The sequence below is a fragment of the Microbacterium jejuense genome (assembly GCF_019511665.1).
Classification (GTDB): Bacteria; Actinomycetota; Actinomycetes; order Actinomycetales; family Microbacteriaceae; genus Microbacterium; species Microbacterium jejuense_A.
In genome coordinates, this window is sequence record NZ_JAEUAW010000004.1 from 1 (window position 1) to 12,000 (window position 12,000).

Below are 12,000 nucleotides of genomic sequence, written 5' to 3' on the forward strand. Positions count from 1 at the left end.
GGGTGGGGCATGCTGGGGGACATGGTCATCGACGGGATCGACGTGCCGGAGGACGGCGCGGTCCCCGTCGATCATGTCGCGGAGCTGCTGGAACGCGTCGCCGGGGGCGACCAGACCGCCTTCGCGCGGCTGTACGACCTGCTCGCGCCGCGGGTCTTCGGCCTGATCCTGCGGGTCCTCGTCAACCGCGCGCAGAGCGAGGAGGTGCTGCAGGAGGTGTTCCTGGAGGTGTGGCAATCCGCTTCGCGGTTCGCTCCGAACAGAGGGCAGGGACGATCCTGGGTGCTGACGATCGCCCACCGCAAAGCAGTCGATCGGGTGCGGTCGTCGCAGGCGAGCGCCGACCGGGATGTGCGCGCCGGGTTCCGAGATCTCGAGGTGCCGTTCGACGGCGTCGCGGAGCAGGTCGAGCTGAGTGTCGAGGGGAGCCGGGTGACGGCGGCGCTGTCGGCGCTGCCGGACGCCCAGCGGGAGGCGCTGACCCTCGCGTACTACGGCGGTTACAGTCAGAGCGAGATCGCGGCGCTCGTGGGGGCACCGCTCGGCACGGTCAAGACGAGGATGCGAGACGGGCTGACGCGCCTGAGAGCAGAGATGGGGGTGAACGCGTGATGGACGAGCAGGAGTTCGCTCAGCTGGCGGCCGGCGCCGCGCTTCGCGCGCTGTCGCCCGCCGACCTCGAGGCGTTCGAGGCCGCGCGTCGTGAGCACCCCGAATGGGAGCAGCTGGTGGAGGCGGATGCGGCCACGGCTGCGGCGCTCGCCGACGCCGTGCCTGGGGTAGTACCCCCGCCGGCCGTCCGTGCGGAGCTGCTGTCACGCCTGACATCGACTCCTCAGGCCCAGGAGGGGTCCGGCACATCGGCGCCGTCTCCGCGCGCCCCCGCTGCGGGCTCGGAGCCTCCCGTCGCCCCGGTGCGGCGTGCGCCGCGGCGCTGGACGCGCGGGATCCTCGCGCTGGCGGCATCCGTCGCTCTTTTCGTCGCGCTGGGCGTCGGCGCCGCGCTGATCAGCGACTACGTCAATCGCCCGCCCGCCGTCGTCGCGCTGCAGCAGATCGAGGAGGCACCCGACGCCCGCTCGGCGACGGGCGAGATCGCGGACGGGGGCAGTGCGACAGCCCACTGGTCGGAGTCCGTCGGCAAGGCCGTCGTCGTGACGGAGGGGCTCCCTCGGATCGCCGAGGACGAGACCTTCGAGCTGTGGCTCGTCCGTGACGGCGAACCCCTCCCGGCCGGGACGTTCGAACCGGCGTCCGGCACGACGGCCGCCCTCCTGAACGGCGCGATGGAGCCCGGCGACGTGATCGCGGTCACCGTCGAGCCACAGGGCGGTTCGCCGACGGGGGAGCCGTCATCGGACCCGATCCTGGCGATTCCGACGGCGTGAGCGGGCGGCGGTCAGCCGCGTCCCTTGCCGTTGCCGTTGTTGTTGCCGGGGCCGCTGTTGCCGTTGCCGTTGCCGTTGTTGTTGCCGGGGCCGCTGTTGCTTCCGCCGTTGTCGCCGGTGGTGTCGGCAGGCGGGGGCACCTGCTCGGCAGGCGCGTCCTCGGCGGGCGCGTTCGCCGGCTCCTCCTCGGCGGGCGCGTCCTCGGTCGGCATCGGCGTGACCTCCTGGGCAGGCGAGGTCGGCACCGGCTCGGGGATCACGGCCCAGTTGTTCGCCAGCCCGAGCGTCCCGACGGCCAGACCGACGGCGAGCAGCGCCGCGAGCACCACGCCGATCACCAGAGCACGGCGCGAGGGTCTGCGCGCGTCGTCCGGGACGACTGGGGCACCCACGACGGTCGATCCGGACTCGGGCTCGGATTCGGGCTTCGGGGAGTCTCCAGGCCCGATGACGGCGACGCGGGCGTCGCGGCGGAGCGCTCCGGATCCGTCGGGAGGTGGGGCGGGAGCCACCTGGGGGAAGATCTGCGTCGGGCCCGTGGAGGGCACGGCGAAGGGTGCGGTCGACGGGTCCGCCTTCTCGCGGGCGAGCGCGTTCTCCATCGCCGCCAGGCGCGAGGCCGCCTGCACGACCTCGAGCGCCGTCGGGCGGTCATCGGGCCGCATCGCCGTCATCCCGCGCAGCAACCCCTGCCAGGACGGGTGCAGCGACGCCGGGATCTCGGGTGCCGCCGAGAGCCGCGCCATCACGGTGCCGATACCCTCCAGGTCGCCGAACGGACGTTCTCCCGTCAGCGCCTCGATCAGCAGCAGGCCGAAGGCGTAGATGTCGGCAGCCGGCGCCGGCGCGACGCCGCGCGCCTGCTCCGGGGCCACGTACGCCATCGTGCCGACGATGACCCCCGGGGTCGTCACGCGCGCGGAGTCCGTCAGATACGCGATGCCGAAGTCGCCCAGCTTCGCGCGCCATTCCCACCCCGGGCGAGGGGATGCCGCCAGCAGCACGTTCGACGGCTTGATGTCGCGGTGGACCACTCCGTGGTCGTGCGCGACGTGCAGCCCCTCGGCGATGTCGATGGCGATGGATGCGACGACCCGCGGATCGACCGGTCCGCGGTCGATCAGGTCCCGCAGCGTGATGCCCTTGACGTGCTCCATCACCAGGTAGCTCACGGCGCCCTGGCCGATGCGGGCGTCGAACACCGTGACGAGGGCATGATGGCTGAGCGATGCGAGCAGCGTCGTCTCCGACAAGGCGCGCTCGATCGAGTCGATGCCGTCGGTGGGTTCGCGGAACACCTTCACCGCGACCGAGCGGTGCAGATGCATGTCGTCGGCGCGGTACACCCTCGCCATGCCGCCTTCGCCGATCCGCTCCCGCAGCAGATACCGGTCGTCGAGCAGCTCACCGGTCGACAGGTCCGCCGACTCGCGCAAGTCCGTCATGATCCTCCCCGCCCAGGCGAGAGCGGGGTTCGCCTGAACCCCTCCACCGTAGGTCCGAGGGGTCGTACGGTCAGGGGCCTTGACGTGAGCCGCGACGTGAGGCATGCGGGGCGACCTCCCAGGCTGCGACGAGCGGTGTACGGCATGCTGGAAGCATGACGGGGGACGACGCGCGAGAGAGGGATGCCGCAGCTCAGGGCGCCGCCCCGCAGCTGCCGCCGCTTCCCGATGTGCCGGCATCCGAGGCGGCTGCCGCCGCTCCCGCGCCCGGCCCTGGGCCGACCACCGACACCATCACCGTCCAGGCGCAGAGCCGCCGCAACTGGAACCGTGTGATCGGCGGGTTCGCGGCATCCCTCGTCGTCCTCACCGGGGTCGGGTTCGCGGTCGCGACCATCAACGAGCGCTTCCACCTCTCGCCGGAGGCGGCCGCTCTCGCACAGGTTGACGACGCGGCAGACGCCGCCTCCGCGACGGTCAAGGTCGTCGGCGGCGGCATCGCGACTGCGCGATGGTCGGCGGATGCCGGACTGCTCGTCCTGACCACGCAGCGGCTCCCCGAGCTCGATGACGCGCAGACGCTCGCCGCGTGGATCGTGCGCGACGGCGACCCCGTCGAAGCCGGCACGTTCGGCGTCGACGCCGCAGGCTCGGCCACCCTCGTGGTCGTCGACTGGAAGCCGGCGGAGGCGCTCATCGTGACGGTGGAGCGGGCCGACGACATGGCTGACCGGCCTCTCGGCGACACGGTCGCAAGCATCCCGACGCAGTGACGCTTCGGTAGCCTGTGGGGGTGGCATCCGCCCCGCAGAAGACCGCACCCGCGCAGACGACGCAGACGCTCGCGCACCTGCGTCGCGCCCGCGACCTCATGGACCGCGACTACGCGGAACCGCTCGACGTGCCCACCATGGCCGCGAAGGCGCTGATGTCGCCCGCTCACTTCTCTCGCGAGTTCAAGGCCGCCTACGGCGAGACGCCGTACGCCTACCTCATGACCCGCCGCATCGAGCGCGCGATGGCGCTGCTGCGCGACGGCGCGTCGGTGACCGACGCGTGCACGGCGGTCGGCGCGACGTCGCTCGGGTCGTTCAGCTCGACCTTCACCGAGATCGTGGGCGAGACGCCGTCGTCGTACAGGGCGCGCCCGCACGACGCGGCCGAGGCCATGCCGCTGTGCGTGGCGAAGATCCTCACGCGTCCGACGCGCTACGTCTGAACCGAGCAGGATCGGAGAAGCGCGCGTCTGCCCGTGTCCGTAGCGTGGCAGCATGACGAACATCGCACTGGCATACAGCCCCATCACCGTCGACGACGTCGACGCCGCCATCCCGTTCTACCGCGACGGCCTCGGCCTCGAGGTCGTCAACGACGTCGCCTACGACGGCCACCGCTGGGTCAGCTTCGGATTCCCCGGGCAGCCCGGACTGTCGCTCGTCGTGTCGGACCCCACGGCCGGGCGCTCGCCCGAGGACGGCGACGCCCTGCAGCGACTCGTGGTCAAAGGATCGGGTCCTGGACCCTACGTGTTCACCACCACCGACCTCGACGCCACGTTCGAGAAGCTGCGCGCATTCGGCGCCGAGGTGCTGCAGGAGCCGAAGGAGCAGGGCTGGGGACCGCGCGACGCCGCGTTCCGCGACCCGGCGGGCAACCACATCCGCATCAACCAGGTCTGATCGGGCACGCACATGTGCCTGCCGTGGATCGCCGCGATGCAGGGCGCGGACGCGCCGGAGCCCGAGCGGGTGCTCGTGGCGGCGGGTAGCCTGGACGGGATGAGCGATTCGTCCCGTGAGTTCCACAAACCCGTCCGCCGGCCCGCAGAACTCTTCGACCGGACGTTCTCTGCCGAGGACCCGGCCGAGGTCTCGCGCGTCGCCCACACCACCGCCCACGCTCTGCTGGCGCGCGTGCGCGCCGACCCCGACGCGGGGACCATCGACCGCCTCGTGGCGTTCACCGACGAGCACGGCATCGACGACCTCGCCGAGCTGTGGTCGCGCTCGCCGTCGCGGAGCCTCCCGGGCGCGCTGTGGCGGCTCTACCTCGTGCAGCTCATGATCCACGACGACCCGCGCACGGCCGCGCTCCTCTACGAGCGCGGCCGTGCCGAACTCGCCTCGGCCGACGACGTCGTGGCGGGCGCTCCGTCGCCTGCCGGCCCCGAGGAGCTCGTCGCCCTCGTCGACACCATCCTGCGCGGCCTGTTCGAGGGCGACTTCGCCGTCGCGCTCGACCGCGCCGCCGCGTTCTGCCGCGTGCAGGCGTCGGGCGCCACGCACGTCGCCGACGACTACGAGAACACCGAGCCCGAGCGCGCATCCGCGTTCACGACGCGCGCCCTGCGCCTGTCGGACTACGCCTCGGACCTCTCGGCGTGCGCCGCCCTGTGGCGCCGCGACGCCCTGACCTGAGGCGTCGGTCCCCGCGTCGTCCAGGACTGCGGGAGCCCGGTGCTGGGAGCCCGGGGTGCTGGGAGCCCGGGGTGCTGGAAGCCTCCGGTTCTGCGGCACGGCCCGCGGCTGACCGCAGAATCGGATCCGCGCAAGCGGTGGCTCCGCATGACTCGCCGGGTCGACGGCATCCCGACCCGGCGTGTCGCGCGTGAGCTCCGCCTGAGCGGATCCGAGGATGCAGCGTCCTTCCTCCCCAGGCATCGCCGTTGATGACTTGTGCACGGATTGCGGCAACGGAGCCGGGAAGGGATGCCGGCGGCCGCAGTCTGAACCCATGTGCAGTGTCGACCAACCCGCCGTCGTGGCGTTCCGTGAGCTGATCGCAGGGGGCAGTACCGCCCGTGCGGTGAAGCAGGAGGTGGCGTCGGGATCACTGCGCGTGCTCCGCCGTGGTGTGTACGCCCGGGTCGGAGCGTGCGCCGCCGTCGCCGGCGCGGGCGCGCACGGCGGCGCACTGGCGTGCGTTTCGGCTGCGGCGCACCTCGGGCTCTGGGTGCTCGAGCACGAGGAATCGGTGCACGTGTGGGTGCGGGCGCACGGGCGTTCCTACCCGCATCTCGACTGCCACTGCACTCCGCACTGGGATGACGGCACCAGCGCGGATGCCTTCGGGATGCCGAGTGTTCCGCGGATTCTGCGGCAGATCCTCCTGTGCCGTGGCCTCGAGGAGTTCTTCGTGACTCTGGAGTCGGCACGCCGCAAGAGCGTCATCGACGCGGCCGGGCTGACGTGGCTGCGCCAGGCCGTCGGCCCGGCGGCACGTGACGCCATCGACTTCTCGCGCGATGATGCCGACAGCGGCCTGGAGTCGCTCTTCCGGTGGCGGCTCCGACCGCACGGGCTGTCGGTGCGCACGCAGGTCAGGGTCACGTCGGTCGGCCGAGTCGACTTCATCATCGGCGATCTTCTGATCGTCGAGGTCGATGGCGTGCCGAACCACGACGACGAGTCGCATCGCCACAAGGACCTGGTCCGCGACGCGAACGCAGCAGCGTGGGGATACGTCACGCTGCGGTTCGACTACCCTCTCGTCGTCCACGACTGGGAGACGGTCGAGATGGCCGTCCTCGCCTATATCGACCGGGGCTTGCACGTCGCTCGGTGATCGCGACCTTCGCCGACGCGACTGGGGACCCGTCGGGAACTCACCCCGATCGCAGAATCGGATCCGCGTGAGCGGACGTCCCTCCCGAAACGCCGGGCTGAGGCATCCACACACGGCGTGTCGCGCTGACGGTCCGCAGGAGCGGATCCGCGTGAAGCGATCGAGCTGCGAGACCGGGCGCCCCGAGCCGCGCCCGGAACTCCCGGTGCGAAAGCGGTCGGGCCGCAGAACGCTGCGGTGCCTGTTCGCTTCGCGTGAGCGGCGCACTCGGCACCCGGGCATGAAAGTGCCGGGCCGCAGAACGCCTCTCGGCGCAAGGCCGCTCGCAGCGGCAGAAGATGGAGCCCGGGGTTACTGCGGCCCGGCCGATCCAGTGTAACCGAGTCCGGGGGCCTGGCATTCCCGACGGCTTAGGCTCGGGGCATGGCATTGCGTTTCGCGCTCGTGATCGAGCCCGTCGGACCCGAGGATGAGGGGCCGGACTTCGCCGGAACCTTCCGCACGATCGATCCCTCGGCGCCGGCGCTGAGTGTCGGCGAGCTCAGCACGCAGCGCGGCGACGGGATCTTCGAGTCGATCGGCGTCGTCGACGGGCACCCCCAGGAGACGCAGGCGCACCTGGAGCGGCTCGCTCACTCGGCCGGCATCTGCGACCTCCCGGCGCCGAACCTGGAGCAGTGGCGGCAGGCGGTGACCATCGCCGCGACCCATGCGCCGCAGCAGGGGGAGGGTGTCATCAAGCTCATCCTCAGCCGCGGCGTCGAGCACGGTCCCGCCCCGACCGCGTGGGTCACGGTCGCCGCCGCGGCCGACAACACGAGCGCCCGAGAGCGCGGCGTGCGGGTCGTGACGCTCGACCGCGGCTACGGGATCGACACGCCCGCCACGGCGCCGTGGCTCCTGCTCGGTGCCAAGACCCTCTCGTACGCAGTCAACATGGCCGCCCTTCGCGAAGCGCGGCGTCGAGGGGCCGACGACGCCGTCTTCGTGACGTCGGACGGCTTCGTGCTCGAAGCTCCAACGGCGTCGCTCATCGCCCGCATCGACGGCCGCTTCGTGACACCGGCCCCGAACGGCGGCATCCTCCACGGCACGACGCAGCTGAGCCTGTTCGCGCACCTCGAGTCCGAGGGCTTCGAGACCGGCTACGCCACGCTGCCGACGCGATCCCTCAGAGAAGCGGATGCCGCATGGCTGGTGTCGAGCGTGCGCCTGGCGGCCCCGATCACGGCGATCGACGACTTCGAGCTCGCGGTCGACGCCGGGCTGACGGCATCCTTCAATCGATACCTGCTGAGCCCGCGCGACTGACCGCGCGCGATCACCCGAAGCGGCCGGAGACGTAGTCCTCGGTCGCCTGCACGGACGGCGTCGTGAAGATCGTGGACGTGTCGTCGTACTCGATGAGGTTGCCGGGCTTGCCCGTGCCGGCGATGTTGAAGAACGCGGTCTTGTCGCTCACGCGCGACGCCTGCTGCATGTTGTGGGTCACGATGACGACGGTGTAGTCGTTCTTCAGTTCGCCGATGAGCTCTTCGATCGCGTACGTCGAGATCGGGTCGAGCGCCGAGCACGGCTCGTCCATCAGGATCACCTCGGGCGACACCGCGATGGCGCGGGCGATGCACAGACGCTGCTGCTGGCCGCCCGACAGACCGGCGCCGGGCTTGTCGAGGCGGTCCTTGACCTCGTTCCAGAGGTTCGCGCCCCGCAGCGACTGCTCGACGAGGGCATCGGCGTCGGACTTGGAGATGCGCTTGTTGTTCAGTCGCACACCGGCCAGCACGTTCTCTTTGATCGACATCGTGGGGAACGGGTTCGGGCGCTGGAACACCATTCCCACCTGCCGGCGCACGAGCACGGGGTCGATGTTCGCGCCGTACAGGTCGGTGCCGTCGATGAGGACCTGGCCCTCGACGCGGCCGCCGGGGATGACCTCGTGCATGCGGTTGAGGGTGCGCAGGAACGTGGACTTGCCGCAGCCGGAAGGGCCGATGAACGCGGTGACGCTGCGCGGCTCGACGTAGAGCGAGACGCCCTCGACGGCGAGGAAGTCGCCGTAGTAGACGTTCAGGTCGTTGACTTCGATGCTTTTGGACACCTGGGGTGGCCTTTCGGGCTAGCGGGTCTTCGGCGCGAACAGCTTCGCGACGAGGCGGGCGATGAGGTTGAAGATGACGACGAGGATCACCAGCAGCAGGGCGGCGCCCCACGCTTGGGCCTGCGACGCGTCGATGTCCTTCGAGGGGAAGCTGTACGACGTGTACGCCATCACCGGCAGGGTCTGCATGGGACCCGAGAACGGGTTGGCGTTGAAGTTGTCGGTGAAGCTCGCTGCGATGAAGATCGGCGCCGTCTCGCCGACCACGCGGGCGATCGCCAGAACGACACCGGTGACGATGCCGCTGGCGGCGGTGCGCAGCACGACCTTGAGGATCGTGGCCGACTTGGGGACGCCGAGCGCCAGGGAGGCCTCGCGCAGGTCCTGCGGCACGAGGCGGATCATCTCCTCGGTGGAGCGCACGACGATCGGGATCATGAGCACGCACAGGGCGATCGACGCCGAGAACCCGCTGAACGCCTTCGGGCCGACGATGAGGCTGAACAGCGAGAACGCGAACAGGCCCGCGACGATCGAGGGGATGCCGGTCATGACGTCGACCAGGAACGTGATCGTGCGGCGCAGCGGGTTGCTGGGCAGGGCGTACTCGGTGAGGTAGACGGCCGTGAGGATGCCGATCGGCACCGAGATGAGCGCCGCGATGCCGGTGATGATCAGCGTGCCGACGATCGCCTGCAGCGCGCCGGGCGTGCTGGTCACCTCGAGCGTGGCGGGATCGAACGTGGATGCCGCGACCGAGGTGATGAACTGCCAGTCCACGATCTGGGCGCCCTGCGCGATGACGGTCCACAGGGTCGAGATGAGCGGGGCGACCGCCAGGACGAAGAACGCGGTGACCACGCCGCGCACGACGCGGTCCATCGCCTTGCGGCGGCTCTCGACGATCGACGCCGCGATGGCGATGCCGATCAGGTACAGCACCGCGGTGATCACGAGCCAGACGGCGATGTTGAGCGTCTGGGTGAGGACGAACATCACGAGGGCGACGAGGACCGCCACGCCGGCGAGCAGCATGGGCTCGATGAAGCGGGGAAGGTGCCCGGCGGTGAGCTGAACGGGCTGGCGCACCTTGGGAGTCGAGGGGGTCATGGTCGCGGTCATGCGCCCTTTCCTTCCTTGCGGCGGCGCTTGCTGCCCGTCTTCGGCCCCTGCGCGCCGATGATGAAGCGCGCGAGCATGTTCACCGCGAACGAGATCACGAACAGCATCAGACCGGTGCCGATCAGCGCCGAGCGCTGGATCTCGGTGGCCACGGGGAAGTTCAGTGCGATGTTGGCGGCGATGGTCTGCGAGTTGTAGCCGTCGGTGAGGATCAGCAGCGAGTACAGCACGGACGGCGACATGATCAGGGCGATGGCCATCGTCTCGCCGAGCGCCCGCCCCATCCCGAGCAGGGTCGCCGAGATCATGCCGCTGCGGGCGTACGGCAGCACGGCCAGGCGGATCATCTCCCATCGCGTGGCGCCGAGCGCCAGCGCGGCCTCCTCGTTCAGGCGCGGCGTCTGGAGGAAGATCTCGCGGGTGATGGAGGTCACGATCGGGAGGATCATGACCGCCAGCACGACGCCACCGGCGAGCATGGTGGATCCCGTGCTCGACACGGGGCCGGCGAAGAACGGGATCCAGCCGAAGTACTGGTTGAGGAAGTCCGAGAGCGGCAGCAGGAACGGGCGCATGACGGCGATGCCCCACAGGCCGAACACGATCGAGGGGACGGCCGCCAGCAGGTCGACGATGTAGCCGAGCGCGCCCGCGATGCGGCGCGGGGCGTAGTGCGAGATGAACAGGGCGATGCCGATCGCGACCGGCGCGCCGAGCACCATCGCGATGAGCGCCGAGAAGACGCTGCCCCACAGCAGCGGGCCGACGTACTCCCAGAAGCTCGTCCACGGCACCTGGGCGGGGTTCTGGATCGAGCTCAGGTCCTTGTTGTCGGCCCAGTTCGCCGTGATCGCCGGAAGCCCCTGGATGATGAGGAAGATCGCGACGCCGGCCAGGATGACCATGATCGAGACGGCGGAGGTGGCCGACAGTCCGAGGAACACGGTGTCGGAGACACGGCGGGTGGATCGTCTGCGGGACGCGGCGGGCGCGGGCGGGCTGATCGTGTCAGCCATGACGGGTCCGTCGGTGTCGCATTGGAGGAGCTCCTGTCGGGTTCCGGGTGCTTCGGGCTGGCTGTCGGATTACGGCTCAATTCCGCCGCCGGTCGTGCCGGAGACGGAATTCAGCCCGTCCGCCCAGGAGTCCCTGGGCGGACGGACCGACGTGGATCACTTGATGGCGTCGATGGTCTTCTGCGCCTCTTCGAGGATCGAGTCCGGCAGCGGAGCCGAACCGGCGTTCTTCGCCGCGACCTGCTGGCCGAGCGTCGACGCGACGAAGCCGAGGTACGACTTCACCAGCGTGGCCTGCTCCTCATCCGCGAACGTCGTGCACGTGATGGCGTACGAGACGAGCGGGATCGGGTAGGTCTCGGTGGTGAGCTTCGAGTAGTCGAACTGCTTGGAGAGGTCGCCCTCGACGCCGTTCGAGGCGTCGGTGGCCGCGACCTCGAACGTCTTGGCGACGGCCTCCGGGCTGAACGGGATCGCGGTGCCGTCGACGACGATGTCCGCCGCGTTCAGGTCGCCGATCGCCGAGTGGTCGGCGTAGCCGATGGTGCCGGTGCCGGCCTTGACGGTGTCGACGACGCCCGAGCCGCCCTTCTGGAGCGACACGTTGCCGGCGACGGGCCAGTTCTTGCCCGCCTCGTACGGCCACGCCTCGGCCTGCGTGGCCGAGAGGTAGTTCGTGAAGTTGGCGGTCGTGCCCGAGCCGTCTGAGCGGGCGACCGTGGTGATCGGTCCGGCCGGCAGCGCCGTGCCGTTGTCGGCGGTGATCGCCGGGTCGGACCAGTCGGTGATCTGCAGGTTGAAGATCTTCGCGATCGTCTCGCCGCTCAGCTTGAGGCTGTCGACGCCGTCGATGTTGAAGATGATGGCGACGCCGTCGAGGTAGACGGGGATGTTGACGCCGCCCTCGGTGCACAGCGCCTCCGAGCTCGCGGTCTCTTCGTCCGAGAGGGGCGAGTCCGAGCCGGCGAAGTCGTACGCGCCGCTGAGGAAGTTGGTCACGCCGCCGCCAGAGCCCTGCGACTTGTCGTAGTTGATGGTGACGCCGCTGACGGTGGCGTTGTAGGCGGTGGTCCACGCGGCCTGGGCGTTGGCCTGAGCGCTGGAGCCGCCCGCCGTGATGGTGCCGGTCAGACTCGAGTCGAGCTCGACCGCGACGCCCGACTCCGAGGGAGTGGGCGTGCTGCCGCCGTCAGAGCCGCTGTCGGACGGCGTCGACGAGCAGCCTGCGAGGGCGAGGACCGCGATCGCGGCGACGGCGCCCACCTGGGCGAGGCGAGAGATCTTCACTGTGTGAATCCTTCACGTGTCAGGGATATGAGGCCTGGTGCAGGCCTGCGGGTACGAATCCCGGTGCGGGGTTCGCT

General features: G+C 70.3%; 13 protein-coding genes. 8 read left to right on the plus strand and 5 right to left on the minus strand.

The window, feature by feature from the left end; all coding sequences use genetic code 11:
• The first annotated feature begins 9 nt into the window (after positions 1-9).
• Both sigK and JNB62_RS05945 read left to right on the plus strand, forming a co-directional pair.
• On the plus strand, positions 10-612 hold the full coding sequence (gene sigK / locus JNB62_RS05940; RefSeq protein ID WP_220300274.1) for an ECF RNA polymerase sigma factor SigK: 603 nt from the start codon (positions 10-12) through the stop codon (positions 610-612).
• Positions 612-1,388: an anti-sigma factor gene (locus JNB62_RS05945; protein WP_220300275.1), complete on the plus strand. Its 777-nt coding sequence runs from the start codon at positions 612-614 to the stop codon at positions 1,386-1,388. Before sigK ends, JNB62_RS05945 begins: the two co-directional genes overlap by 1 nt.
• An 11-nt stretch (positions 1,389-1,399) precedes the next feature.
• On the opposite strand, the gene JNB62_RS05950 is transcribed toward JNB62_RS05945, so the two are convergent.
• Positions 1,400-2,833 (minus strand): serine/threonine-protein kinase, encoded by a 1,434-nt coding sequence (locus JNB62_RS05950; protein ID WP_220299961.1) that lies wholly within the window; start codon positions 2,831-2,833, stop codon positions 1,400-1,402.
• Between the two features lie 155 nt (positions 2,834-2,988).
• Here JNB62_RS05950 and JNB62_RS05955 point away from each other — a divergent pair, with 155 nt between their 5' ends.
• The 6 genes from JNB62_RS05955 to JNB62_RS05980 all read left to right on the plus strand — a co-directional run bounded on the left by JNB62_RS05955 (position 2,989) and on the right by JNB62_RS05980 (position 7,708).
• Positions 2,989-3,606, plus strand: coding sequence for an anti-sigma factor domain-containing protein (locus JNB62_RS05955; RefSeq protein ID WP_220299962.1), 618 nt, complete (start codon positions 2,989-2,991; stop codon positions 3,604-3,606).
• A gap of 98 nt (positions 3,607-3,704) precedes the next feature.
• Positions 3,705-4,052 (plus strand): helix-turn-helix transcriptional regulator, encoded by a 348-nt coding sequence (locus JNB62_RS05960; RefSeq protein ID WP_220300276.1) that lies wholly within the window; start codon positions 3,705-3,707, stop codon positions 4,050-4,052.
• Positions 4,053-4,104: 52 nt separating this feature from the next.
• On the plus strand, positions 4,105-4,512 hold the full coding sequence (locus JNB62_RS05965; protein WP_220299963.1) for a VOC family protein: 408 nt from the start codon (positions 4,105-4,107) through the stop codon (positions 4,510-4,512).
• 99 nt (positions 4,513-4,611) lie between these two features.
• The gene (locus JNB62_RS05970; protein ID WP_220299964.1) at positions 4,612-5,250 is read left to right on the plus strand and encodes a DNA-directed RNA polymerase subunit beta; all 639 of its coding nucleotides are present in this window, start codon (positions 4,612-4,614) and stop codon (positions 5,248-5,250) included.
• A 316-nt stretch (positions 5,251-5,566) separates the two neighbouring features.
• Positions 5,567-6,397 carry an endonuclease domain-containing protein gene (locus tag JNB62_RS05975; protein WP_220299965.1) on the plus strand — a complete coding sequence of 277 codons (831 nt, stop codon included), beginning with the start codon at positions 5,567-5,569 and terminating at the stop codon, positions 6,395-6,397.
• Between the two features lie 423 nt (positions 6,398-6,820).
• Positions 6,821-7,708, plus strand: coding sequence for an aminodeoxychorismate lyase (locus tag JNB62_RS05980; RefSeq protein WP_220299966.1), 888 nt, complete (start codon positions 6,821-6,823; stop codon positions 7,706-7,708).
• A 10-nt stretch (positions 7,709-7,718) separates the two neighbouring features.
• Here the strand turns inward: JNB62_RS05980 and pstB are convergent, their stop codons facing one another.
• The 4 genes from pstB to JNB62_RS06000 all read right to left on the minus strand — a co-directional run bounded on the left by pstB (position 7,719) and on the right by JNB62_RS06000 (position 11,923).
• Positions 7,719-8,498 (minus strand): phosphate ABC transporter ATP-binding protein PstB, encoded by a 780-nt coding sequence (gene pstB / locus JNB62_RS05985; RefSeq protein WP_220299967.1) that lies wholly within the window; start codon positions 8,496-8,498, stop codon positions 7,719-7,721.
• Positions 8,499-8,516: 18 nt separating this feature from the next.
• On the minus strand, positions 8,517-9,620 hold the full coding sequence (pstA, locus tag JNB62_RS05990) for a phosphate ABC transporter permease PstA (RefSeq protein WP_220299968.1): 1,104 nt from the start codon (positions 9,618-9,620) through the stop codon (positions 8,517-8,519).
• Positions 9,617-10,636, minus strand: a complete 1,020-nt coding sequence (pstC, locus tag JNB62_RS05995; protein WP_220299969.1) for a phosphate ABC transporter permease subunit PstC — start codon at positions 10,634-10,636, stop codon at positions 9,617-9,619. Before pstC ends, pstA begins: the two co-directional genes overlap by 4 nt.
• Positions 10,637-10,792: 156 nt before the next feature.
• Positions 10,793-11,923, minus strand: a complete 1,131-nt coding sequence (locus JNB62_RS06000) for a phosphate ABC transporter substrate-binding protein PstS (RefSeq protein WP_220299970.1) — start codon at positions 11,921-11,923, stop codon at positions 10,793-10,795.
• Between the last annotated feature and the right edge of the window lie 77 nt (positions 11,924-12,000).

Coding starts and splice junctions, on each gene's coding strand:
- JNB62_RS05960 (WP_220300276.1), top strand. CDS start 3,705: ATGGACCGCGACTACGCGGAACCGCTCGACGTGCCCACCATGGCCGCG.
- JNB62_RS05980 (WP_220299966.1), top strand. CDS start 6,821: ATGGCATTGCGTTTCGCGCTCGTGATCGAGCCCGTCGGACCCGAGGAT.
- JNB62_RS05970 (WP_220299964.1), top strand. CDS start 4,612: ATGAGCGATTCGTCCCGTGAGTTCCACAAACCCGTCCGCCGGCCCGCA.
- pstC (WP_220299969.1), bottom strand. CDS start 10,636: ATGGCTGACACGATCAGCCCGCCCGCGCCCGCCGCGTCCCGCAGACGA.
- JNB62_RS05955 (WP_220299962.1), top strand. CDS start 2,989: ATGACGGGGGACGACGCGCGAGAGAGGGATGCCGCAGCTCAGGGCGCC.
- JNB62_RS05945 (WP_220300275.1), top strand. CDS start 612: ATGGACGAGCAGGAGTTCGCTCAGCTGGCGGCCGGCGCCGCGCTTCGC.
- sigK (WP_220300274.1), top strand. CDS start 10: ATGCTGGGGGACATGGTCATCGACGGGATCGACGTGCCGGAGGACGGC.
- JNB62_RS05975 (WP_220299965.1), top strand. CDS start 5,567: ATGTGCAGTGTCGACCAACCCGCCGTCGTGGCGTTCCGTGAGCTGATC.
- pstA (WP_220299968.1), bottom strand. CDS start 9,620: ATGACCGCGACCATGACCCCCTCGACTCCCAAGGTGCGCCAGCCCGTT.
- JNB62_RS05950 (WP_220299961.1), bottom strand. CDS start 2,833: ATGACGGACTTGCGCGAGTCGGCGGACCTGTCGACCGGTGAGCTGCTC.
- JNB62_RS05965 (WP_220299963.1), top strand. CDS start 4,105: ATGACGAACATCGCACTGGCATACAGCCCCATCACCGTCGACGACGTC.